Here is a 20029-nt window from a genome sequence, read left to right as displayed (position 1 = left end):
ACGATATCTTTGCACTATGACCGAGAACGAGAAGCGCCCGATCGGCGGCGATCGCCGAGTTCTGGATGCCGGAGCGCTCCGCGCGCTGTCGCACCCTCTGCGCGTGCGGATCTTCGACATTCTCGCGCAGGAGGGCCCGCAGACGGCGAGTACCCTCGCCGAAATCCTGGGTGAGTCATCAGGGGCCACCAGCTATCACCTGCGAGCGCTCGCCCGTCATGAACTCATCCGCGAGGTCGAGGGGGAGCGCAGCGGACGGGAACGCTGGTGGGAGCGTCCGCCCGGCGGCATCGTCTACGACTCGAAAGCCGTGCAGGGATCGCCCGCCGGCGAGGCGGCCCTGCAGGTCGCCGTCGCCGAGGTCCACCGTCGCCGCCACGAAGAGCTCATGGAGTTCTTCAGTGGCCGTATTGACAGAGAGCCTGGCGAGTGGGTCGACGCCAGCACGTCGATGACCAGCGGCATCAGTATGACCGCTGAGCAGACCACCGACCTCATCCGCAGGATCGAGGCCGTCATCGACGAAGCCGCGGACGCCTACCGCGGGCAGAAGGGGGAAGGAGTGCGGCGTGTCAGTGTGCGTGCCGACGTCTTCCCGCTGAAGAGCATGACGAGCAAGAAGGAGACCGCATCATGAGTGCACTGGCCATCACCCGCACCTACGCGGTACCGCGCGGTGCGACCGCGCTCGAGCGGTCGTCCATCCGAGTCGCCGAAGCGGTCGCCCGGTGGGCGACGGCGCGCGCCGAGCGCCGGCAGGATCGGCATGAGGCGATGCTCGCCGCGATCCAGGCAGAGCAGACGCGAAAGGCGGACCCGCATGCGGCGGACCACATGCTGTCGCAGATGGGGCTGACTGGGCGGTAGCTCAGTCCTCGAAGGGGCGGGCGATGACCTCGCCGGATGCCGTGAGCAGGACTTCCCATCCGGCATCCAACTCAGCGATCGGCCGGCCCTCGAGCCATGTGAGGGTCCAGTGCGCTTCGACAGGCTCAGCGGCCGAGGCGAGTCGAGCCTCGACCTCTCCGATCGCCGGCAGCAGGGCGGCCGGGACGGATGCCGGAGCATCCGATCCCGCCGCCCAGCGTGTGCCGAGCTGCATCAGTTCTCCTCGATGGGAGCCAGCTCGATCTCGGTGACGGCGAGCTCGTCGCCCTCCGCGATCTCGAGCTCGGCGATGCGGCCGACGGCGCTGAGATCACCGGCAGCGGCGCGAAGCGCCTCGATCGAGTCAGCGGGAGCGGCGATCACGGCCCGCGACACCGGCGTCTTCTGCGAAGCCTTCGCCTCGGTCTTCGCGCGGCGGATGCCGATCAGAGCGGCGCTGGCTGCGGAGAGCACCGACGGGTCGCCGCCCGCAAGGTCTCCAGCGGAAGGCCACGCGGCCGTGTGGACAGAACCCTCTTCGAACCAGCTCCAGGCCTCCTCGGTCGCGAAAGAGACGACCGGGGCGAGCAGGCGCAGCAGCGTCGACAGGGCGATGCGCAGCGCGAGCGCGGCCGAGGACTGCCCGACGTCGGTCTGGTCGTAGGCGCGCTCCTTGACGAGCTCGAGGTAGTCGTCGCAGAACGTCCAGAAGAACGACTCGGTGACCTCCAGTGCGCGGGCGTGGTCGAACGCGTCGAATGCCTTGGTCGCCTCAGCGACGACCTCGTCGAGCGCTGCGAGCATCGAGGCATCCAGCGCGTGAGTCACCTCGGCACCGGACGGCACCGGGAAGGACAGCACGAACTTCGCGGCGTTGAGGATCTTGATCGCCAGGCGGCGGCCGATCTTCATCTGCGTCGGGTTCTGCGGGTCGAACGCGGCATCCACGCCCAGGCGGCTGGAAGCCGCCCAGTACCGGACGGCATCCGAACCGTGCTTCTCGAGGATGTCGGCCGGGGTGACGACGTTGCCCTTGGACTTCGACATCTTCTTGCGGTCGGGGTCGACGATGAAGCCGGAGACCGAGGCGTGCTTCCACGGCGAGCGGCCGTCTTCGAGGGTCGAGCGAAGCATGGTCGAGAACAGCCAGGTGCGGATGATGTCCTGACCCTGCGGGCGCACATCGAACGGGGCCACGAGGTTCCACAGCTCCTCATCGCGCTGCCAGCCACCGGCCAGCTGCGGGGTGAGCGAGGAGGTGGCCCAGGTGTCGAGGATGTCGACCTCGGCCTCGAAGCCGCCGGCCACGCCGCGCTGCGCCTCGGTGTACCCGGCGGGCACGTCGACCGTCGGATCGATCGGCAGCTGCTCGGGCGTCGCCATGATCACACGGTCGAAGTCGCGGTCGCCGTTCTCGTCCAGGCCGTACCAGACCGGGATCGGCACGCCGAAGAAGCGCTGGCGCGACACCAGCCAGTCGCCGGTGAGGCCGCCGACCCAGTTCTCGTAACGCACGCGCATGAAGTCGGGGTGCCACTGCAGCTCGCGACCGTGCGAGAGGAGCTGCTCGCGCAGCTGCTCGTCACGCGCGCCGTTGCGGATGTACCACTGGCGGGTCGAGACGATCTCGAGGGGGCGGTCGCCCTTCTCGAAGAACTTCACGGCGTGGTTGAAGGGCTTGGACACCTCGAGCAGCTCACCGGTCTCCTCGAGCAGCTCCACGACGCGCTTCTTGGCGCTGAAGACGGTCTTGCCGGCCAGCTCCGCATAGGCGGCAGTTCCGGCATCCGATTCGATCGCCTCGGGGGCATCGGCGATCACGCGACCGTCGAGGCCGAGGATCGTGCGGATCGGCAGATCAAGCTCGCGCCACCAGATCATGTCGGTCACGTCGCCGAACGTGCAGACCATGGCGATGCCTGAACCCTTGTCCTGCTGCGCCAGGTGATGCGCCAGAACCGGCACCTCGACATCGAACAGCGGCGTGCGCACCGTCTGGCCGAAGTACGGCTGGTAGCGCTCGTCGTCCGGGTGAGCGACGAGGGCCACGCAGGCCGCGAGCAGCTCGGGGCGCGTGGTCTCGATGTGGATGTCGCCGGAGCCGTCGGTCTTGTGGAACGCGATGCGGTGGTAAGCAGCCTGCTGGTCGCGGTCCTCGAGCTCGGCCTGAGCGATCGCGGAGCGGAAGTCGACGTCCCACAGGGTCGGCGCGAGCGCCTGGTACGCCTCTCCCCGCTCGCGGTTGCGGATGAACCCGAGCTGGCTCTGCCGGATCGTCTCGTCCGAGATCGTGCGGTAGGTCTGCGTCCAGTCCACGCTGAGGCCGAGCTGGCGGAAGACGTCCTCGAACTGCTTCTCATCCTCGACCGTGAGGCGCTCGCACAGCTCGATGAAGTTGCGACGGCTGATCGGCTGCTGGTCAGCGGCCTTCAGGCTCTTCGCGTTCCCCTCGAACGGAGGCGTGAAATCCGTGTCGTAGGGGAGAGTCGGGTCGACGCGCACGCCGTAGAAGTTCTGCACGCGGCGCTCGGTGGGCAGGCCGTTGTCGTCCCAGCCGATCGGGTAGAAGACGCTCTTGCCGCGCATGCGCTCGTAGCGCGCCTTCACATCTGTGTGCGTGTACGAGAAGACGTGGCCGATGTGCAGCGAGCCGGATGCCGTGGGCGGAGGCGTGTCGATCGAGTACACGCCCGCACGACCGAGCTCTGCTGCGCGCAGGCGGTCGAACAGATAAGTGCCCTGTTCAGCCCAGGCGCCGTCCCACTTCGCTTCGAGACCTTCGAGAGCCGGCTTGTCGGGAATCTGGTTCGTTGTGGACGCAGCCATGAAGGTCTCCTTGAGCGATGTATGCGGCACGGTGTGTACGTGCCTGAGTGTGTGGGATGTGCTCAACAGTCTAGCGATCCGCGCTCAGCACCGCGTCGACCGTAAATCGACCCCGTCCAAAAACCGCCGGTAGACTGAATCGACCCCCTTTCATCTTCCCGAGGATTCGCATGCCCACTCCGCTCGTGCGTCGCATTCTGCCCGTCACCGCCTTCTTCGCGGCATCCGCCCTGCTTTTGAGCGCATGCGCCGGCTCGTCAGGCGGCGACTCCGCCGACGGAGGCGAGGTCGTCTGGGCGATCGAGGGCGCGAACCTCGCCGCCGGTCACATGGATCCGCAGACCAGTCAGCTCGATGTGTCCGGCATGGTGCAGCGCGTCGTGCTCGACTCGCTCGTCTTCCAGGAGGCCGACGGGTCGTTCTCGCCGTGGCTGGCGGAGGACTGGACGGTCTCCGAGGACAGCACCACCTACACGTTCGAGCTGCGCGACGACGTCACGTTCCACGACGGCGAGCCCTTCGACGCCGCGGCCGTGAAGGCGAACTTCGACCGCATCGTCGACCCCGAGACCGCGTCGAAGCAGGCGGCCAGCATGCTCGGTGCCGACTTCTACGAGGGCACCACGGTGCTCGGCGACTACACGGTCGAGGTGAAGTTCAGCCAGCCCTATTCGCCGTTCCTGCAGGCCGCGAGCACCGCGAACCTGGGGTTCTATTCGCCGAAGGTGCTGGAGAGCTCGGCCGATCAACTGGCAGCCGGCGGACCGGACGTCAATGTCGGCACCGGTCCGTTCGAGCTCACCGAATACACCCCGGATCAGGAACTCGTCTACACCCGCAACCCCGACTACGCGTGGGGGCCTGACGGCGGCGAGGCGGCGAAGTTCGCGACGCTGCGCGTGGAGCTGCTTCCCGAGGCCTCGGTGCGCACCGGCGTCGTGGAGAGCGGCGAGGCCGACCTCGCCAGCAACATCCCGCCGAACCTGGCCGTCGACCTGCCGGACACCCTGACGGTCGACTCCGTGGAGTATCCCGGGCTGCCGTACTCGCTGTACCTGAACGAGGCCTACGGTGTGTTCGCCGACGAGAAGGTGCGGCAGGCGTTCGCCCGCGGCATCGACATCGACGCGGCCGTCGAGGAGATCTACTTCGGCCAGTTCCCTCGGGCATGGAGCATCCTCGGGTCGACCACTCCCGGATATGACGCATCGCTGGAAGGCTCGTGGCCGTTCGATCAGGACGCCGCGAACACGCTGCTCGACGAGGCCGGCTGGACCGAGCGCGACAGCGACGGCATCCGCATGAAGGATGGCGAGCGCCTCTCGGCGCGCTGGATCGCCTGGACGCCCGTGCCCGACGACAAGGCCGCGCTCGGCAACGCCATCCAGTCCGATCTCGCCGAGATCGGCTTCGAGGTGGAGCGCGAGGTGCTCGAACCCGGCGCATACAACGCGCAGTACGAGCCGAAGACGTTCGACCTCACCGACTGGGGCTTCTCCGGCGTCGACGCCGACCTGCTGCGCAGCCACCTGCACACCGAAGGGTTCCAGAACGCCTCCCAGGTATCGGACCCCGAGATCGACGCCCTGCTCGAAGAGGGCATCGTGACCAGCGACACGGACGCGCGCGCCGAGATCTACCAGCAGCTGCAGCAGTGGAACGCGGAATACACTGCGATCGTGCCGCTCTACAGCCCGTCGTTGATCACCGCATCGAACGACACCGTCTCGGGTCTCGAGTACGACCTGTACGGTCGTCCGTTGTTCTACGAGGTCACGGTCGGCTGATCCGGTCGTGAAACCGCTTCTCATCCGGATCGCGGGGCTCGCGGCATCCGTCGTGATCGTCCTGTGGGGCGCGGCGACGCTGGCGTTCCTCGCTTTCCGGGTGATCCCCGGCGACCCGGTGTCGGTCATGCTCGGGCCGCAGGCACAGGTGAGCGAAGCGGTCAAGGATGGCATCCGCGCCGAGCTCGGGCTCGACCGGCCGCCCCTCGAGCAGTACCTGTCGTACCTCGGACAGCTCGTGCAGGGGAACCTCGGCGAGTCGTACCAGCTGCGGATGCCGGTCACCGAGGTCATCGGACGGCAGCTGGGGGCGACGCTGCAGCTGACGGCGCTCGCGCTCGTCATCGCCGTTGTGCTCGCGCTCGCCGTCGCGCTGCTCGTGCGCGGGCGCTTCTGGCGGGGCGTCGTCGCCGGTGCCGAACTCATCGTGCTGTCGTCGCCGGTGTTCTGGATCGGGATCATCCTGCTCAGCGTCTTCGCGTTCGGGCTCGGGTGGTTCCCGGTCTCCGGCACCCGCAACCCGGCGACGATCGTGCTGCCCGCGGTGACGCTCGCGCTTCCCGTCGCAGCGCTGCTCGGGCAGGTGCTGCGCGACGGCATCGAGGCCGCGGAACGACAGCCCTTCGCGACCACCGTGCGTGCGCGCGGAGCGGGACAGGTGCGGCTGACCGCGCGCCACACGCTGCGTCACGGCGCCGCCGGCGCACTCACCCTGACCGCTTACCTCGTCGGGTCGCTGCTCGGCGGAGCGGTACTGGTCGAAACCGTGTTCGCCCGACCGGGACTCGGCCGCGTGACGCTCGCGGCGATCACCGACCGAGACCTGCCCGTGATCACCGGCATCATCCTGTTCAGCGCGCTGATCTTCGTGGTGGTGAACGTGGTGGTCGAACTGCTGCATCCCGTGCTCGACCCACGGCAGCGACGCAAGTCTCGCGGCGCGTCCGGCGGCGACTCCCTCGGTTCTCGCGTTCTCGATGAGGTGCCGCGATGAGCGTCTCGCGACGGGTGGTGCTCGGCGCCGCGCTGGCGTTCCTCGCCGTGGTCGCGGCGATGGCGCTGTTCCCCGGGCTCATCGCGCACGCAGACCCATTGCGCACCGATGTGCGCGCGGCGCTCGAGGCGCCCAGCGCCGCCCACTGGTTCGGCACCGATCAGAGCGGTCGCGACGTGTTCGCCCGCGTCGTGCACGGCGCAGGCGGCTCGGTCGGCATCGGACTGCTCGCGACAGCCCTCGCGCTGGTGGTGGGCCTCGTCATCGGCGCGCTCTCCGGAATCGCGCCACGACCGGTGGATGCCGCCCTGATGCGCATCAACGATGTGCTGATGGCCTTCCCGGAGTTCCTCGTGGCTCTCGTGGTCGTCGCGATCCTGGGCCCCGGCGCGACCAACGTGGCCATCGCGGTGACGATCGCCGCCGTGCCGGTGTACGTGCGCCTCGCCCGCGTGCAGACGCGCACGTTCGCGCTCGCCGAGCACGTCGAGGCCGCCAGGATCCTCGGAGTTCCGCGGGTGCAGGCGTTCACCCGCCATGTCGTGCCCGGCGTGCTGGGATCGCTCAGCGTCCTCGCGACGATCGGCATCGGGTCCAGCATCCTCGCGATCGCCGGCTTGAGCTTCCTCGGGCTCGGCCCCACCGAGCCGGTGCCGGAATGGGGTCTCATGCTCTCCGGCGGGCGCAACGTGCTCGGCACCGCCTGGTGGATCGCGGTGTTCCCGGGCATCGCGATCACGCTCACGGTGATCTCGGCGACCATTGTGGGCCGCACGTTGCGGGCGCGCGCGGAAGGGCGGACCGCATGACGGCCCTGAGCGTGCACGACCTCACTGTCGCGATCGGGGGACGGAGCCTGGTCGATGGCGTCTCCTTCGACGTCGCACCGGGGGAGTGCATCGCGATCGTCGGGGAGTCGGGGGCGGGCAAGTCGCTGACGGCCGCCGCGCTGCTCGGACTCGCGCCCGACGCGGCGAGCGTCTCGGCCTCCGTGCTCTCCGTCGACGGCGTGGACGTTCGGCGTTTCACCGAGGGGCAGTGGCGAGGCGTGCGCGGAAACCGCATCGGTCTCGTGTCGCAGGACGCCCTGGTGTCTCTGGACCCGCTGCGGCGGATCGGTGCGGAGGTCGCGGAGCCGCTCGCCATCCACACGCGTCTGACCAGGGCGGAACGGCGAGTGAGGGCGACAGAGCTGCTCGAGTCCGTCGCGATGCCGTCACCCGCCGTACGCGCAGCCCAGTATCCGCATGAGCTGTCCGGAGGGCTGCGGCAGCGAGCGCTGATCGCGTCTGCGCTCGCCGGGGAGCCCGCCGTGCTCGTCGCGGACGAGCCGACGACGGCGCTGGATGCCACGGTGCAGGCACACGTGCTGGGGCTGCTGCGAGAGATCGCGGATGCCGGCACCGCCGTCGTCTTCATCAGCCACGACTTCGCGGCGGTGCGCAGGGTGGCCGATCGGGTGCTCGTCATGCGCGCGGGGCGCGTCATCGAGCAGGGCGCGGTGGCCGACGTGCTGGATGCTCCGGCGGAGGCGTACACGCGGGAACTGATCGCCGCGACCGCGCACGAGCCTCGTGTCGATCGATTCGGGCTCGGAGACGCGGTGCTCACAGTCGTCGACCTGTCGAAGACCTTCGCGGGCGTACCCGCTGTGGCGGACGCGTCCTTCACGCTCCTGGAAGGCCAGACCCTGGGCATCGTGGGGGAGTCCGGCTCGGGGAAGACCACGCTCGCGCGCATGATCGTCGGTGTGGAGAAGCCCGACAGCGGCGACCTGCGCTGGAGCGGCGAGCACCGGGTGCAGCTCGTGCACCAGAACCCGCTGGGCGCCTTCGACCCCCGTTGGACGATCGGGCGATCGCTGCGGGAAGCGATCGCTGCGGGCGGGGTGCCGCGAGCAGCGCGTGCCGCACGCGTGTCCGCGCTGATGGCAGAGGTGGATCTCGCACCCGAACTGGCACGGCGCCGTCCCTCGCAGCTGTCCGGAGGTCAGCGGCAGCGCGCCGCGATCGCCCGTGCGCTCGCCGCAGAACCCGACGTGCTGGTGCTCGACGAGCCGGTATCGGCCCTCGACCCGTCCGTCCGCGAGAAGGTGCTGCAGTTGCTCGGGCGCCTGCAGCGCGGCCGTGGGCTGACCATGATCTTCGTGTCGCACGATCTGGATGTCGTCGCGGCCGTCTCCGACGACGTGCTGGTCATGCAGGATGGCGTGATCGTGGAGCAGGGCCCCGTCGCCGCGGTGTTCACCGCGCCGCAGCATCCGTTCACGCAGGAGTTGCTCGCGGCATCCGCCGGGTGATTCTGACACCCCGACCCGCCTCTGTCAGCATTCTCCCAGCTTTGCTACGGTTGGGCACCACGTGGGGACAGAGCTGTCGCTGCGAGAGAGGAAGAAACTCCCATGAGTCCCGTCCTGCTGATGTTCATAGGCCTGGCGTTGTTCGTCTTCGGCTATCTCGTCTACTCCAAGTACCTGGCCAAGCGGGTCTACAAGCTCGATCCGGCCTTCAAGACCCCGGCGCATGAGCTGAACGACGGCGTCGACTACGTGCCGACGAACAAGTTCATCCTGTGGGGCCACCACTTCACCTCGGTCGCGGGAGCCGCGCCGATCGTCGGTCCTGCCATCGCCGTCATCTGGGGCTGGCTGCCGGCCTTCCTCTGGGTGACCCTCGGCACGGTGTTCTTCGCCGGAATGCACGACTTCGGCGCGCTGTGGGCCTCCACCCGCAACAAGGGCCGCTCGATCGGCGCGCTGTCGGCACGCTACATCGGCAAGCGCGGCGCGAACCTGTTCCTCGTCGTGATCTTCCTGTTGCTGCTGATGGTGATCGCCGCGTTTGCCGTCGTCATCAAGAATCTGTTGATCAGCACACCGAGCGCGGTCATCCCCACCTGGGGGGCGATCGTGGTCGCGCTGCTCGTCGGAGTCGCTGTCTACCGAATGCGCTGGCCGCTCGTCCCAGTGACCATCGTCGGCGTCGTGGCGCTCTACGCCCTGATCGTGCTGGGCGACCAGGTGCCCGTCGTACTGCCGGACGACTTCCTCGGCATGGGGCCGGCGACCTTCTGGATCCTCGCGCTGTTCATCTACGGCGCCATCGCCTCCCTGCTGCCGGTGTGGGTGCTGCTGCAGCCGCGCGACTACATCAACGGCGTCCAGCTGTTCATCGGACTCGGCCTGCTGTACGGCGCGGTGCTGATCGCCACGCTGTTCGCCGCAGACAAGCCCGAGATCGTCGCACCGATGATCAACACGGCGCTGCCCGAGGGTACGCCGAGCATGATCCCGCTGCTGTTCGTCACGATCGCATGCGGTGCCATCTCCGGGTTCCACGGCATGGTCTCGTCGGGCACGAGCTCGAAGCAGCTCGACAAGGAGCCCGACGCCCGCTTCGTCGGCTACTTCGGCGCGATCGGCGAGGGCCTGCTGTCGCTCGGGACGATCCTCGCCGTGATCGGCGGGTTCCGTACGGTCGCGGAGTGGGAAGAGGTCTACAGCTCCTTCGGTGCTGGTGGCGTCGGCGCTTTCGTGGAGGGCGGTGGGATGCTCATGCAGACCGGCATCGGCCTCCCGGCATCCCTCAGCGCCACAGTGCTGGCCACCATGGCCGTGCTGTTCGCCGCGACGACCATGGACACCGGGATGCGGCTGCTGCGGTTCGTCGTGCAGGAGATCGGCGACGCGATGCACATCAGGATCACGAAGTTCCCCGCGACTCTCGTCGTGGTGGTCGTCGGTCTCGGGTTGACGTTCTCGCAGGGTCTCGGTGGTGACGGCGGCCTGCGGATCTGGCCTCTGTTCGGCACGACGAACCAGCTGATGGCAGCCCTGACGCTGTCGATACTCGCCGTGATGCTGATCCGGAAGCGACGCAACGCGCTGCCGGCGCTGCTGCCGCTGATCTTCGTGTTCGTCATGTCCTTCTGGGCTGCGATCGAGCAGCTCGTCTCGTTCGCAAACCCGGAACAGCCGGACTGGCTGCTGTTCGTGCTCGACGTGGTCATCATCGTGGCGAGTATCTGGGTCGCGGTGGAAGCGGTCATCGCCATGCGGAAGGCGGCGACGGACCCGCCCGAACCGGAGGATCAGGATGCCAGCATCCAGGCGGTGCGGGAGGAGGTCTGACCTGTGATGCACCGCACGGCGGCCCGGCGCTTCTCGGAGCGCTGGGCCGCTTTCCGGGAAGGGCTGACCGAGTACTACGCCGGTCCGTACCGCCAGACGCTCGCCCGTGAGAGGCGCGATGAGGACGACCTGTTCACGCTCGTCGTGCTCGGTGAGGCTCTCGGTGTGCCCGATCCGGCGGCGTACTACAGTGCGGAGCTGATGCCCATGCTCGCCGAGGATTTCCACGCCTGGCATCGGCGGATGGGGATGCCGAGGTCGCCGTTGGATCAGATGTCATGCTGCTGACAGATGAGCGCCGCCGCATCCTGTTCGTGGGCGGCAAAGGCGGCGTCGGGAAGACCTCTCTGGCATCGGCGATCGGACTGGCGCGGGCGCGGCGAGGGGCACGGGTACTGGTGGTATCGACCGACCCGGCGCACAACCTCGGCCACCTGTGGGAGTGCGAGGTAGGGGATGAACCGGTGCGGCTCGCCGACGGGCCCGACGGCGGATGCGTCGATGGGATGGAGATCGATCCTGAGGGAACGATCGCGCGGCACTTGGCGGCGGTCGAACAGACCATGGTACGGATGCTGCCGGAACGTCAGCACTCGCAGGCGAGGGAGCATCTCGAGCGCGCGCGGCACGCACCGGGCAGTCACGAATCGGCGGTGCTGGAGAGGATCGCCGAGGCTGCGGACGTCGCAGAGCGAGACTACGATCTCGTCATCTTCGACACCGCGCCATCCGGTCACACTCTGCGACTGCTGGCACTGCCGGGACAGCTGGCAGGTTGGACCGACACCCTGCTGCGCAACCGCGACCGCTCGGAGCGGTTCTCGGCGGCGATGCGGGGACTGACCGGAAACGCTGAGCAGGCGTCCTCCGCCGACGCGGAGCTGCGTCGCACACTGCAACGGCGCCGGGTGCGCTTCGACAGACTGCAGAACGCGATCACCGATGCGGAGGTCTGCGGTTTCATCGTGGTGTTCACCGCCGAAGCGCTGCCGGTCGCCGAGACGCTCGAGGTGATCGAATCGCTCAGAGCCATGCGTGTGGATGTGGCTGCGCTGATCGCGAACAGGCGGTCGCCCGCGGATGCCGGCGAACTGCTGCGCGCCCGTCGTGACGTCGAGGACAAGCACCTGACGGCCGTGCACCTGGCGGTGCCGGATGTCCCTGTGATCCAAGTGCCGCTGCTGGCAGGGGAACTCACCGGTGTCGAGGCGCTGGGAACCCTGGCCGAGTTCGTCGCTCGGCACTGAACGTCCTACTCCTCCCCGCTGGAGGCTCTTCCCCGCGGGGGCGCTGAGCGGAGCGGCCGCAGGCCGCGCGGCCGAAACGGGGTGAGCGACCGAAGGGAGTCGAAGCCGTGCTTCAGTCCTTGACTTGAATCCCGACCCCTGCGGCGAGCGTCGGCGCGAGTTGCTGCACCTGGAACATCGTGAGCGTCGTGCCCCGGAGGCTGTTCGCATCGGTGAAGGCGCCCGCATCGAGGCCCCGAAGGTCGACGTCCTTCGAGCGCAGCCCCCGCGGGTCGACCTCGTCGCTGCGGCAGTCGTCGAAACGCACGCGGGTGAGCTCGGCCTGTGGAGTGTCGAGGGTGCGTATCGTCGAGTCGGCGACGAGGACGTCGGTGGCCTTCGCTCCACCGAGGTTCAAGTAATCGACGCGCAGGTCCCTCAGCTCGAGCTCATCGATGCGGGCGCCGCTCAGATCTAGCGTCCCGATGCGCCCGCCGGTGATGCGCAGTCGCCGGATGCTCGCGTTACGCATGGGCATGGATGCCACGCGCACACCGTGCATGTCGACGTCGAGGATCGTCGCACCGGTGAGATCGAGCGTGTCGACGTCGGCCTCGATGACGCACTGCTCGAGTGAGCAATGGGCCAGGTCGACGTCGCCGGTGAGATCGAGCCGGGCGGCCAGAAGATCGGCGCCCCGCGCCGGCTGGGCTTCGGCGAACTCGTCGGGCAGGTCAGGCGGTGAGACACGTGGAGCGGCGGGGGAGTCTGCGGTGCGAGCCATGTCTTGAGCGTACTGGCCACTTTGCGCTAGATTGCTAGTATGCAAGCAAGTGAGGCGAAGAAGTCGCAGTTCAACGTGTACCTGCCCTCTGATCTCATCCGAGAGGTGAAACACCGGGCGATCGATGAGAGCACCAGCCTGTCCGCGCTCGTTGAGACGGCACTGCGCGCATACCTGGAGGAGAAGGCATGACCGTCGTCCAGCAGATCCTGTACACCGACAGGCCTGAGCGCTGGTGGGCGCTGGCCGAGGCGCTCGGCTTCGTGGCGCCCTATCCGCCGACGCCGGCATGGGGCGAGTTTCACGCCGACGGAGTGCTCGCCGTGCACGAAGCGACGCCCGACCACAGCCCTGGAACGGTCGACATCCACCTCGTCGTCGTAGACCTGGATGCCGCGGCATCCGCTCTCTTGTCCTTCGCTGTCGAGCGCACGGTCATGGCGGGTGTGGGCGAGATGCTGGTCGTGCGTGCGGCATCCGGCGTATCCATCACGGTCTCGGAGGGTGCTGTGCAGCACGGTGCCGGCGAGATCGCCGTCCAGCCGATCTGGTTCCAGGAGGATCTGGCCGAGCCTCGGGCGATTCTCGAGGCGCTCGGTTTTCGGGCCGGCATCGCGGCGGACCGCGGCGGCTGGGTGGAGATGCTGGGTGACGGCGGCTCGGTCGGCTTGCACGCGGGGAAGCCCCGGGTCGGTCTGTCGTTCGAAGCGCGCGGGGACGTGGACGCGCTGGCCTTGCGGCTGCAGGATGCCGGGTTCGAGGCATCCGTCGTCGACGAGGCGTTCGCCCGCACCGTGCGCGTGGCCGACCCCGATGGTGGCGACGAGGCCTGGATCAACGGCGTCCAGGACGACCTCCACGGGTACCACCGGGAGGAGTGAAGCCCGTCGAAGCCGTGCGAGCGGCACGGGATGCCGCGTACAATGGACCCACCAGCGTTGATCCGGCCATCACCGGGGAGCTCTCGGAAGAACGGTCGCGAGACCCACTAGAACCGAGCGGGGCAGGCCCGTCATCGCCGCAGTGAGAGTGGCAGCGCCGTGAGGCGCAGCACGCGGGGTGGTACCGCGGTCCACAGGATCGTCCTCGCAAGCAGCATCCACCCACGACACTGCGAGCGCACATGACCTACCCACGCCCCTCCGCCTTCGGCCCCGCCGCCGACGCCTCGGCCGCCTCTGTCGCAGCCAGCCCGCGGTTCCCCGAGATCGAGCGCGAGATCCTCGAGTTCTGGAAGCAGGACGACACCTTCCGCGCTTCCATCGCACAGCGCGAGGACGCAGACGAGTGGGTCTTCTACGACGGCCCTCCCTTCGCCAACGGACTGCCGCACTACGGCCACCTGCTCACCGGCTACGCCAAGGACCTGTTCCCGCGCTTCCAGACCATGCGCGGCAAGAAGGTCGACCGGGTGTTCGGCTGGGACACGCACGGTCTTCCGGCCGAGCTCGAGGCCATGAAGCAGCTCGGCATCACCGAGAAGAGCGAGATCGAAGACATGGGCATCGATGTCTTCAACGGCAAGGCCCGCGACTCCGTGCTCGCGTACACGGAGGACTGGAAGGACTACGTCACCCGCCAGGCCCGCTGGGTCGACTTCGACCGCGGCTACAAGACCCTCGACCTCGGCTACATGGAGAGCGTGCTCTGGGCCTTCAAGACGCTCTACGACAAGGGCCTCGCCTACGAGGGTTACCGCGTGCTGCCGTACTGCTGGCGCGATGAGACGCCGCTGTCGGCTCACGAGCTGCGCATGGACGACGACGTCTACCAGGACCGCCAGGACCCCTCCGTCACCGTCACATTCCCGCTGGTGGGCGCGAAGGCCGAGTCGCTGGGGCTCACCGGTGTACGCGCCCTCGCCTGGACGACGACCCCGTGGACCCTTCCGACCAACCTCGCGCTCGCCGTGGGTCCGGACATCGAGTACGTCGTTCTGCCGGCCGGACCCGCTGGAGCGGCCGACGTGCATCAGGACCGCGCCGCACCCTCCGCCGACCGCGTGGCCGTCGAGTCCTCCGCGCACCGTTACCTGCTCGCAAAGGACCTGCTCGGCGGCTATGCCAAGGATCTCGGCTACGAGAACTCCGACGACGCCCTGGCCGCGGTGGACTCGACCCTCCGCGGTGCAGAACTGCAGGATGTGACCTACGACCGGCTGTTCGACTACTACGCAGACGAGGAGACCTACGGCACGCAGCGAGCCTGGCGCATCCTCGTCGACGACTACGTCACCACCACCGACGGCACCGGCATCGTCCACCAGGCGCCCGCCTACGGTGAGGACGACCAGCGTGTCGCGGGAGGCGCCGGCATCCCGACCATCCTGTCGCTCGACGACGGCGGCCGCTTCCTGCCGAACGTGACCGACGTCGCCGGCGAACTGTGGATGGACGCGAACACCCCGCTTGTGCGGATCATCCGCGACAACGGCCGTCTGGTGCGGCTGCAGAGCTACGTGCACTCGTACCCGCACTGCTGGCGCTGCCGGAACCCCCTGATCTACAAGGCCGTGTCGAGCTGGTTCATCCGCGTCACCGACATCAAGGACAGGATGCTCGCGAACAACGAGCAGATCACCTGGGTGCCCGAGAACGTCAAGGAGGGGCAGTTCGGCAAGTGGCTCGAGGGCGCCCGCGACTGGTCGATCAGCCGCAATCGGTACTGGGGCTCGCCCATCCCGATCTGGAAGAGCGACGACCCCGAGTACCCGCGCGTCGACGCCTACGGATCACTGGAAGACCTCGAGCGCGACTTCGGCACGCTGCCGCGCAACCCGCAGGGTGAGATCGACCTGCACCGCCCGTACATCGACGACCTGACCCGCCCGAACCCGGACGACCCCACCGGCAAGAGCACCATGCGCCGCATCGAGGATGTGTTCGACGTCTGGTTCGACTCCGGATCGATGCCGTACGCGCAGGTGCACTACCCGTTCGAGAACCAGGAGTGGTTCGACTCGCACTCGCCGGCCGATTTCATCGTCGAGTACATCGGGCAGACCCGCGGCTGGTTCTACGTCATGCACGTGCTCTCGACCGCACTGTTCGACCGTCCTGCCTTCACCGGCGTCAGCTGCCACGGCATCGTGCTGGGCAACGACGGCTACAAGATGTCGAAGTCGCTGCGCAACTACCCGGACGTCTCGGAGGTCTTCGACCGCGACGGCTCCGACGCCATGCGCTGGTTCCTGATGTCGAGCTCGGTGCTGCGCGGCGGCAACCTCGCCGTGACCGAGGAAGGCATCCGCGCTGGCGTGCGCGAGTTCCTGCTGCCGCTGTGGAGCTCGTGGTACTTCTTCGCCACGTACGCGAACGCCTCGGGCGACCCTTCGACAGGCTCAGGGACCGAATCCGGCCGCTCGGCCGGATATGAAGCACGGTGGCGCACGGACTCGACCGACGTGCTCGACCGGTACATCCTGTCTCGGCTTGGCGAACTCGTCCGCGACGTGGCATCCGACCTCGAGGGGCTCGACTCCACCACGGCATCCGCACGCCTGCGCGACTTCGCCGAGGTGCTGACGAACTGGTACATCCGCCGCTCGCGCGACCGCTTCTGGGTCGGCGCCGACGCGTCCGCCGAGGGCGCAACGGACGCGTTCGACACGCTGTACACCGTGCTCGAGACGCTGACGCGGGTCGCAGCACCGCTCGTGCCGCTGATCAGCGAGCGCATCTGGCGGGGACTCACCGGCGGACGCAGCGTCCACCTGACCGATTGGCCGGACGCCGACGCGTTCCCCGCAGCGGACGACATCCGCGAAGCGATGGATGCCGTGCGCGAGCTGTCCAGCGTCGGCAACGCCCTGCGCAAGAAGGAGAAGCTGCGTGTGCGCCTGCCGCTCGCGCGCTACACCGTCGTCTCGCCGGTCGCCGATCAGCTCGGACAGTTCGAGGACATCCTGCGCGACGAGCTCAACGTGAAGTCAGTCGAGCTCGTCCAGCTCACCGACACGGCTGCCGCCGAGTACGGCATCAGCCACCGCCTCAGCGTCAACGCCCGCGCCGCGGGTCCGCGTCTGGGAAAGCAGGTCCAGCATGTCATCGCCGGCGCCAGAGCGGGTGTCTGGGAGGAGCAGAACGGTGTCGTGATCGTCGACGGCATCGCGCTCGAGCCCCAGGAGTACGAGCTCGTGCTGGAGACCGCAGGGCGTCCTGAGGGCGAAGCGCTCGCCGTCGTGCCCGGTGGCGGATTCGTGCTGCTCGACACGCAGACGACGCCGGAGCTCGAGGCGGAGGGAATGGCGCGCGACGCCATCCGCGTCGTCCAGGAGGCGCGCAAGAACGCCGGCCTCGACGTCAGCGACCGCATCGTGCTGGCGCTGAACGTCGCCCCCGAGAACGCCGAGGCGCTGCAGGCCCACGCCGAGCTCATCGCGGGGGAGACCCTGGCCGTCGCTTTCGCCGTTCAGCCCACGGACGAGATGGACGAGCTGGTGAAGGACGTCACCAGCCCCGGCGACGGGGTGTTCCGCAGCGGCGCGACCGCGCTGGGGTCGGACAAGGCGCCCGTCATCGTCACGATCGACTCGAACCTCGAGGGAGCGACGAATGTCTGACCGCGATCGCGCCGACGCCGTATACGAAGCACTGCTCTCGCGAGCAGGGGAGCGGTGGGTGCAGCCCCGCAAGGAGCGCACCGCCCGCATTCTCGAACTGCTCGACGATCCGCAGCGCACCTACCGCGTCGTGCACATCACCGGCACGAACGGCAAGACATCCACCGCGCGCATCGTCGAGAGCCTGCTGCGTGCGCACGGACTGCGCACTGGCCTGTTCACCAGCCCGCACCTGGAGCGGTTCACCGAGCGCGTCATGATCGACGGCGAACCCATTGCGGATGCCGCGATCGCGGACGCCTGGGACGAGATCGAGCCGTTCGTCGGAATCGTGGACGCGGAGCTTGAGGCAGCTGGCGAAGCACCGCTGACCTTCTTCGAGCTCCTCACCGTGGTCGCCTTCGTCGCGGCATCCGACGCCCCCGTCGACGTGCTGGTGCTCGAGGTGGGCATGGGAGGCGCGTGGGACTCGACGAACACCGCCGACGGCGACGTCGCCGTGTTCGCGCCGATCGCCATCGACCACGCCGACCGCCTCGGCGACACGATCGCGAAGATCGCCGAGGTCAAGGCCGGCATCATCAAGGAGGGCGCGGCCGTCGTCTCGGCGCAGCAGCCCGCCGAGGCCGCCGAGGTCCTGCGCCGCGTGGCTGCGGAGAAGAACGCCACGATCGCGTTCGACGGCGACGAGTTCGGGCTGAGCGAGCAGAAGCTGGCTGTCGGCGGTCAGCTTCTGACGATCCGCGGGCTCGCCGGAGCGTACGTCGAGGAGTACCTGCCGCTGTACGGTGCGCACCAGGGTCACAACGCCGCTCTCGCGGTCGCTGCGGTCGAGTCGCTCATCGGCGCGCGTTCGCAGCGCATCGCCGACGACATCATCACCGACGGACTGCAGGGCGCGACATCTCCCGGACGACTGCAGCTGCTGGGCATCGCGCCGACGGTGGTCGTCGACGCCGCCCACAATCCGCACGGGGCCGAGGCGCTCGCGCAGTCGCTGGATGACAGCTTCGACTTCGACGAGTGGGGGCTCGTGCTCGGCGTCCTCGCCGACAAGGATGCCGCCGGCATCATCGCGCACCTCGCGCCCGCGGCCGCGCACGTCTTCGCCACGGCGCCAGAGTCCGACCGAGCGAACGACGCGGATGCCATCGCCGACCTGGTCGAGAATGCCGGGTACCGGGCGACCGTGCACCCGTCGCTGGCGGATGCCGCGGACGCCGCGCGCGAATGGGCGGCATCGTCCGACCGCCGCGCCGTCGTGATCGCAGGATCGGTCGTGCTCGCAGGGGAGGCCATCGCCCTCTCCGAGGAAGAGGACTGGAAGTCGGGGTGGCGCGCATGAGAGCCCAGCGCACCCTGGTGCAGAAACTCGCCCCGATCGTGCTCGGCTTCGAGGCGATCGTGGTCTTCCTCGCCGGCCTCGTGATCTTCGGTCTGAAGACCCTGCCCGAACCCGTCCCGCAGTGGTGGGGTGTCGTCGGAGGCAGCGTCGTGGCGCTCACGATGATCGCCCTCGCCGGCATGATCGCCAAGCCCTGGGCCATCGCCGCCGGATGGGTGCTGCAGGGAATCGTGGCGCTCTCCGCGATCTTCGTTCCCGCCATCCTCCTCGTGGTGCTCGTTTTCGGAGGCATGTGGGCGTATGCGACGATCATGGGGGCCCGGTTGGACACACGACGTCCCGCCGACGCGAATCAGAACACGTACGAAACCGATACTCACACAGAGAGCGACTGACATGGCCACCGAAGAAACCCTCGTCCTCGTCAAGCCCGACGGCGTCGCCCGCGGCCTCACCGGCTCGATCCTGGCCCGCATCGAGGCAAAGGGCTACGCGCTCGTCGACATCCGCCTGGTCGAGCCCGACCGCGACCGCCTCGCCGCCCACTACGCCGAGCACGAGGGCAAGCCGTTCTACGAGCCGCTGCTCGAGTTCATGATGTCCGGCCCGTCCGTGGCGATCCGCCTCGCCGGCAACCGCGTCATCGAGGGCTTCCGCTCGCTGGCGGGCACCACAGACCCGACCACGGCAGCCCCCGGAACGATCCGCGGCGACTTCGGCCGCGACTGGGGCCTCGCTGTGCAGCAGAACCTCGTCCACGGTTCCGACAGCCCCGAGTCCGCTCAGCGCGAGCTGGGCATCTGGTTCTCCTGACCCTTCGACGGACTCAGGGACCGACCACGAAGCCCGCCGGCATCCCTCACGGGAGCCGGCGGGCTTCTGCGTTGTTCAGAAGATCATTCCGACGACCTCGCCGAGCAGGTCGAGGCCGCGCAGCTGCGCCAGCAGGATGACGACGGCGTACGCGAGGATCGTCGCGAGCGGCACCCACGCCATCAGGCGTCCGGCGCGCTCCTGCACCTTCTCCGAGCGGCTGAGCGTCCCGTTGCGGAACAGGTGGACCACCGTGGCGAAGAAAGTCGGGATCGTCACCGCCCACGTGAGCATGCACCACGGGCACAGCACGCCGAGGTTCGGCGCATACAGGCTCTGAGCGATGAGCCAGCAGACCAGGCCGAAGGCGAACAGGATGCCGGCACCGAACGTCGCCCAGAACCAGCGGGGGAAGCGCGCGCCGGCGAGCACGGCGACGCCCACCACGATGGGCGCCATCCAGCCGGCGAGCCCGATGATCGGGTTCGGGAAGCCGAACACCTCGCCCTGCCAGGAACCGAGGTTCTTGCCGCACTGGATCATCACGCTGACGTTGCAGCTGAGGTCGGCGTCGGGGTTCGCGAGCTGGATGAACTTGTCGAGCGTCAGCTGGAACGCCGCCCACCAGCCGACGACGCCGGCGATGATCAGCCAGACGGCATAGAACACGGGGCGGGTGCGCTGCTCGCTCATATCG

General features: G+C 68.4%; 19 protein-coding genes. 15 read left to right on the top strand and 4 right to left on the bottom strand.

The genetic code is table 11. From position 1 onward, the window contains the following. Positions 1-16 precede the first annotated feature (16 nt). Both MAE01_RS09875 and MAE01_RS09870 read left to right on the top strand, forming a co-directional pair. Positions 17-637, top strand: coding sequence for an ArsR/SmtB family transcription factor (locus MAE01_RS09875; protein ID WP_147039383.1), 621 nt, complete (start codon positions 17-19; stop codon positions 635-637). Continuing rightward, complete coding sequence (locus MAE01_RS09870; protein ID WP_147039382.1) at positions 634-867, top strand: hypothetical protein; 234 nt, start codon at positions 634-636, stop codon at positions 865-867. Before MAE01_RS09875 ends, MAE01_RS09870 begins: the two co-directional genes overlap by 4 nt. A gap of 1 nt (position 868) precedes the next feature. On the opposite strand, the gene MAE01_RS09865 is transcribed toward MAE01_RS09870, so the two are convergent. Both MAE01_RS09865 and valS read right to left on the bottom strand, forming a co-directional pair. Next, positions 869-1102 (bottom strand): hypothetical protein, encoded by a 234-nt coding sequence (locus MAE01_RS09865; protein ID WP_147039381.1) that lies wholly within the window; start codon positions 1100-1102, stop codon positions 869-871. Continuing rightward, on the bottom strand, positions 1102-3693 hold the full coding sequence (gene valS, locus MAE01_RS09860) for a valine--tRNA ligase (RefSeq protein ID WP_147039380.1): 2592 nt from the start codon (positions 3691-3693) through the stop codon (positions 1102-1104). The genes MAE01_RS09865 and valS overlap by 1 nt, the downstream gene beginning before the upstream one ends. A gap of 170 nt (positions 3694-3863) precedes the next feature. Here valS and MAE01_RS09855 point away from each other — a divergent pair, with 170 nt between their 5' ends. From MAE01_RS09855 to MAE01_RS09825, 7 genes are all read left to right on the top strand, one after another. Beyond that, positions 3864-5480: an ABC transporter substrate-binding protein gene (locus tag MAE01_RS09855; RefSeq protein ID WP_147039379.1), complete on the top strand. Its 1617-nt coding sequence runs from the start codon at positions 3864-3866 to the stop codon at positions 5478-5480. Between the two features lie 7 nt (positions 5481-5487). Further along, on the top strand, positions 5488-6474 hold the full coding sequence (locus tag MAE01_RS09850) for an ABC transporter permease (RefSeq protein WP_147039378.1): 987 nt from the start codon (positions 5488-5490) through the stop codon (positions 6472-6474). Further along, positions 6471-7283 carry an ABC transporter permease gene (locus tag MAE01_RS09845; protein ID WP_147039377.1) on the top strand — a complete coding sequence of 271 codons (813 nt, stop codon included), beginning with the start codon at positions 6471-6473 and terminating at the stop codon, positions 7281-7283. Before MAE01_RS09850 ends, MAE01_RS09845 begins: the two co-directional genes overlap by 4 nt. Beyond that, complete coding sequence (locus MAE01_RS09840; protein WP_147039376.1) at positions 7280-8773, top strand: dipeptide ABC transporter ATP-binding protein; 1494 nt, start codon at positions 7280-7282, stop codon at positions 8771-8773. Before MAE01_RS09845 ends, MAE01_RS09840 begins: the two co-directional genes overlap by 4 nt. Positions 8774-8875: 102 nt before the next feature. Continuing rightward, positions 8876-10603 (top strand): carbon starvation CstA family protein, encoded by a 1728-nt coding sequence (locus tag MAE01_RS09835; RefSeq protein ID WP_147039375.1) that lies wholly within the window; start codon positions 8876-8878, stop codon positions 10601-10603. Between the two features lie 6 nt (positions 10604-10609). Continuing rightward, on the top strand, positions 10610-10891 hold the full coding sequence (locus MAE01_RS09830; protein ID WP_147039495.1) for a cory-CC-star protein: 282 nt from the start codon (positions 10610-10612) through the stop codon (positions 10889-10891). Continuing rightward, positions 10882-11850, top strand: a complete 969-nt coding sequence (locus tag MAE01_RS09825) for an ArsA family ATPase (protein ID WP_147039374.1) — start codon at positions 10882-10884, stop codon at positions 11848-11850. Before MAE01_RS09830 ends, MAE01_RS09825 begins: the two co-directional genes overlap by 10 nt. 112 nt (positions 11851-11962) lie before the next feature. Here MAE01_RS09825 and MAE01_RS09820 read toward each other — a convergent pair whose 3' ends face one another. Further along, positions 11963-12613 (bottom strand): pentapeptide repeat-containing protein, encoded by a 651-nt coding sequence (locus MAE01_RS09820; protein ID WP_147039373.1) that lies wholly within the window; start codon positions 12611-12613, stop codon positions 11963-11965. A gap of 39 nt (positions 12614-12652) precedes the next feature. Here MAE01_RS09820 and MAE01_RS09815 point away from each other — a divergent pair, with 39 nt between their 5' ends. The 6 genes from MAE01_RS09815 to ndk all read left to right on the top strand — a co-directional run bounded on the left by MAE01_RS09815 (position 12653) and on the right by ndk (position 19332). Then, positions 12653-12805 (top strand): ribbon-helix-helix domain-containing protein, encoded by a 153-nt coding sequence (locus MAE01_RS09815; protein ID WP_147039372.1) that lies wholly within the window; start codon positions 12653-12655, stop codon positions 12803-12805. Beyond that, the gene (locus MAE01_RS09810; protein ID WP_147039371.1) at positions 12802-13494 is read left to right on the top strand and encodes a hypothetical protein; all 693 of its coding nucleotides are present in this window, start codon (positions 12802-12804) and stop codon (positions 13492-13494) included. Before MAE01_RS09815 ends, MAE01_RS09810 begins: the two co-directional genes overlap by 4 nt. Before the next feature lie 242 nt (positions 13495-13736). Next, a complete protein-coding gene (gene ileS, locus MAE01_RS09805; RefSeq protein ID WP_147039370.1) occupies positions 13737-17174 on the top strand; it encodes an isoleucine--tRNA ligase in 3438 nt (1145 codons plus the stop codon). Next, entirely contained in the window at positions 17167-18519 is a 1353-nt protein-coding gene (locus MAE01_RS09800) for a bifunctional folylpolyglutamate synthase/dihydrofolate synthase (protein ID WP_147039369.1), read from the top strand. The genes ileS and MAE01_RS09800 overlap by 8 nt, the downstream gene beginning before the upstream one ends. Beyond that, complete coding sequence (locus MAE01_RS09795; protein ID WP_147039368.1) at positions 18516-18914, top strand: DUF4233 domain-containing protein; 399 nt, start codon at positions 18516-18518, stop codon at positions 18912-18914. Before MAE01_RS09800 ends, MAE01_RS09795 begins: the two co-directional genes overlap by 4 nt. Position 18915: 1 nt before the next feature. Then, positions 18916-19332: a nucleoside-diphosphate kinase gene (gene ndk, locus MAE01_RS09790; RefSeq protein ID WP_147039367.1), complete on the top strand. Its 417-nt coding sequence runs from the start codon at positions 18916-18918 to the stop codon at positions 19330-19332. 75 nt (positions 19333-19407) lie between these two features. Here ndk and MAE01_RS09785 read toward each other — a convergent pair whose 3' ends face one another. Beyond that, complete coding sequence (locus MAE01_RS09785) at positions 19408-20025, bottom strand: vitamin K epoxide reductase family protein (RefSeq protein ID WP_147039366.1); 618 nt, start codon at positions 20023-20025, stop codon at positions 19408-19410. Positions 20026-20029: the final 4 nt, after the last annotated feature.

It is taken from the genome of Microbacterium aerolatum (genome assembly GCF_007988825.1).
Lineage (GTDB): Bacteria > Actinomycetota > Actinomycetes > Actinomycetales > Microbacteriaceae > Microbacterium > Microbacterium aerolatum.
Note: the sequence above shows the minus strand (reverse complement) of the source record. Positions and strands in the feature narration are given on the sequence as shown.

Coding starts and splice junctions, on each gene's coding strand:
- MAE01_RS09875 (WP_147039383.1), top strand. CDS start 17: ATGACCGAGAACGAGAAGCGCCCGATCGGCGGCGATCGCCGAGTTCTG.
- MAE01_RS09870 (WP_147039382.1), top strand. CDS start 634: ATGAGTGCACTGGCCATCACCCGCACCTACGCGGTACCGCGCGGTGCG.
- MAE01_RS09865 (WP_147039381.1), bottom strand. CDS start 1,102: ATGCAGCTCGGCACACGCTGGGCGGCGGGATCGGATGCTCCGGCATCC.
- valS (WP_147039380.1), bottom strand. CDS start 3,693: ATGGCTGCGTCCACAACGAACCAGATTCCCGACAAGCCGGCTCTCGAA.
- MAE01_RS09855 (WP_147039379.1), top strand. CDS start 3,864: ATGCCCACTCCGCTCGTGCGTCGCATTCTGCCCGTCACCGCCTTCTTC.
- MAE01_RS09845 (WP_147039377.1), top strand. CDS start 6,471: ATGAGCGTCTCGCGACGGGTGGTGCTCGGCGCCGCGCTGGCGTTCCTC.
- MAE01_RS09840 (WP_147039376.1), top strand. CDS start 7,280: ATGACGGCCCTGAGCGTGCACGACCTCACTGTCGCGATCGGGGGACGG.
- MAE01_RS09835 (WP_147039375.1), top strand. CDS start 8,876: ATGAGTCCCGTCCTGCTGATGTTCATAGGCCTGGCGTTGTTCGTCTTC.
- MAE01_RS09830 (WP_147039495.1), top strand. CDS start 10,610: ATGCACCGCACGGCGGCCCGGCGCTTCTCGGAGCGCTGGGCCGCTTTC.
- MAE01_RS09825 (WP_147039374.1), top strand. CDS start 10,882: ATGCTGCTGACAGATGAGCGCCGCCGCATCCTGTTCGTGGGCGGCAAA.
- MAE01_RS09820 (WP_147039373.1), bottom strand. CDS start 12,613: ATGGCTCGCACCGCAGACTCCCCCGCCGCTCCACGTGTCTCACCGCCT.
- MAE01_RS09815 (WP_147039372.1), top strand. CDS start 12,653: ATGCAAGCAAGTGAGGCGAAGAAGTCGCAGTTCAACGTGTACCTGCCC.
- MAE01_RS09810 (WP_147039371.1), top strand. CDS start 12,802: ATGACCGTCGTCCAGCAGATCCTGTACACCGACAGGCCTGAGCGCTGG.
- ileS (WP_147039370.1), top strand. CDS start 13,737: ATGACCTACCCACGCCCCTCCGCCTTCGGCCCCGCCGCCGACGCCTCG.
- MAE01_RS09800 (WP_147039369.1), top strand. CDS start 17,167: ATGTCTGACCGCGATCGCGCCGACGCCGTATACGAAGCACTGCTCTCG.
- MAE01_RS09795 (WP_147039368.1), top strand. CDS start 18,516: ATGAGAGCCCAGCGCACCCTGGTGCAGAAACTCGCCCCGATCGTGCTC.
- ndk (WP_147039367.1), top strand. CDS start 18,916: ATGGCCACCGAAGAAACCCTCGTCCTCGTCAAGCCCGACGGCGTCGCC.
- MAE01_RS09785 (WP_147039366.1), bottom strand. CDS start 20,025: ATGAGCGAGCAGCGCACCCGCCCCGTGTTCTATGCCGTCTGGCTGATC.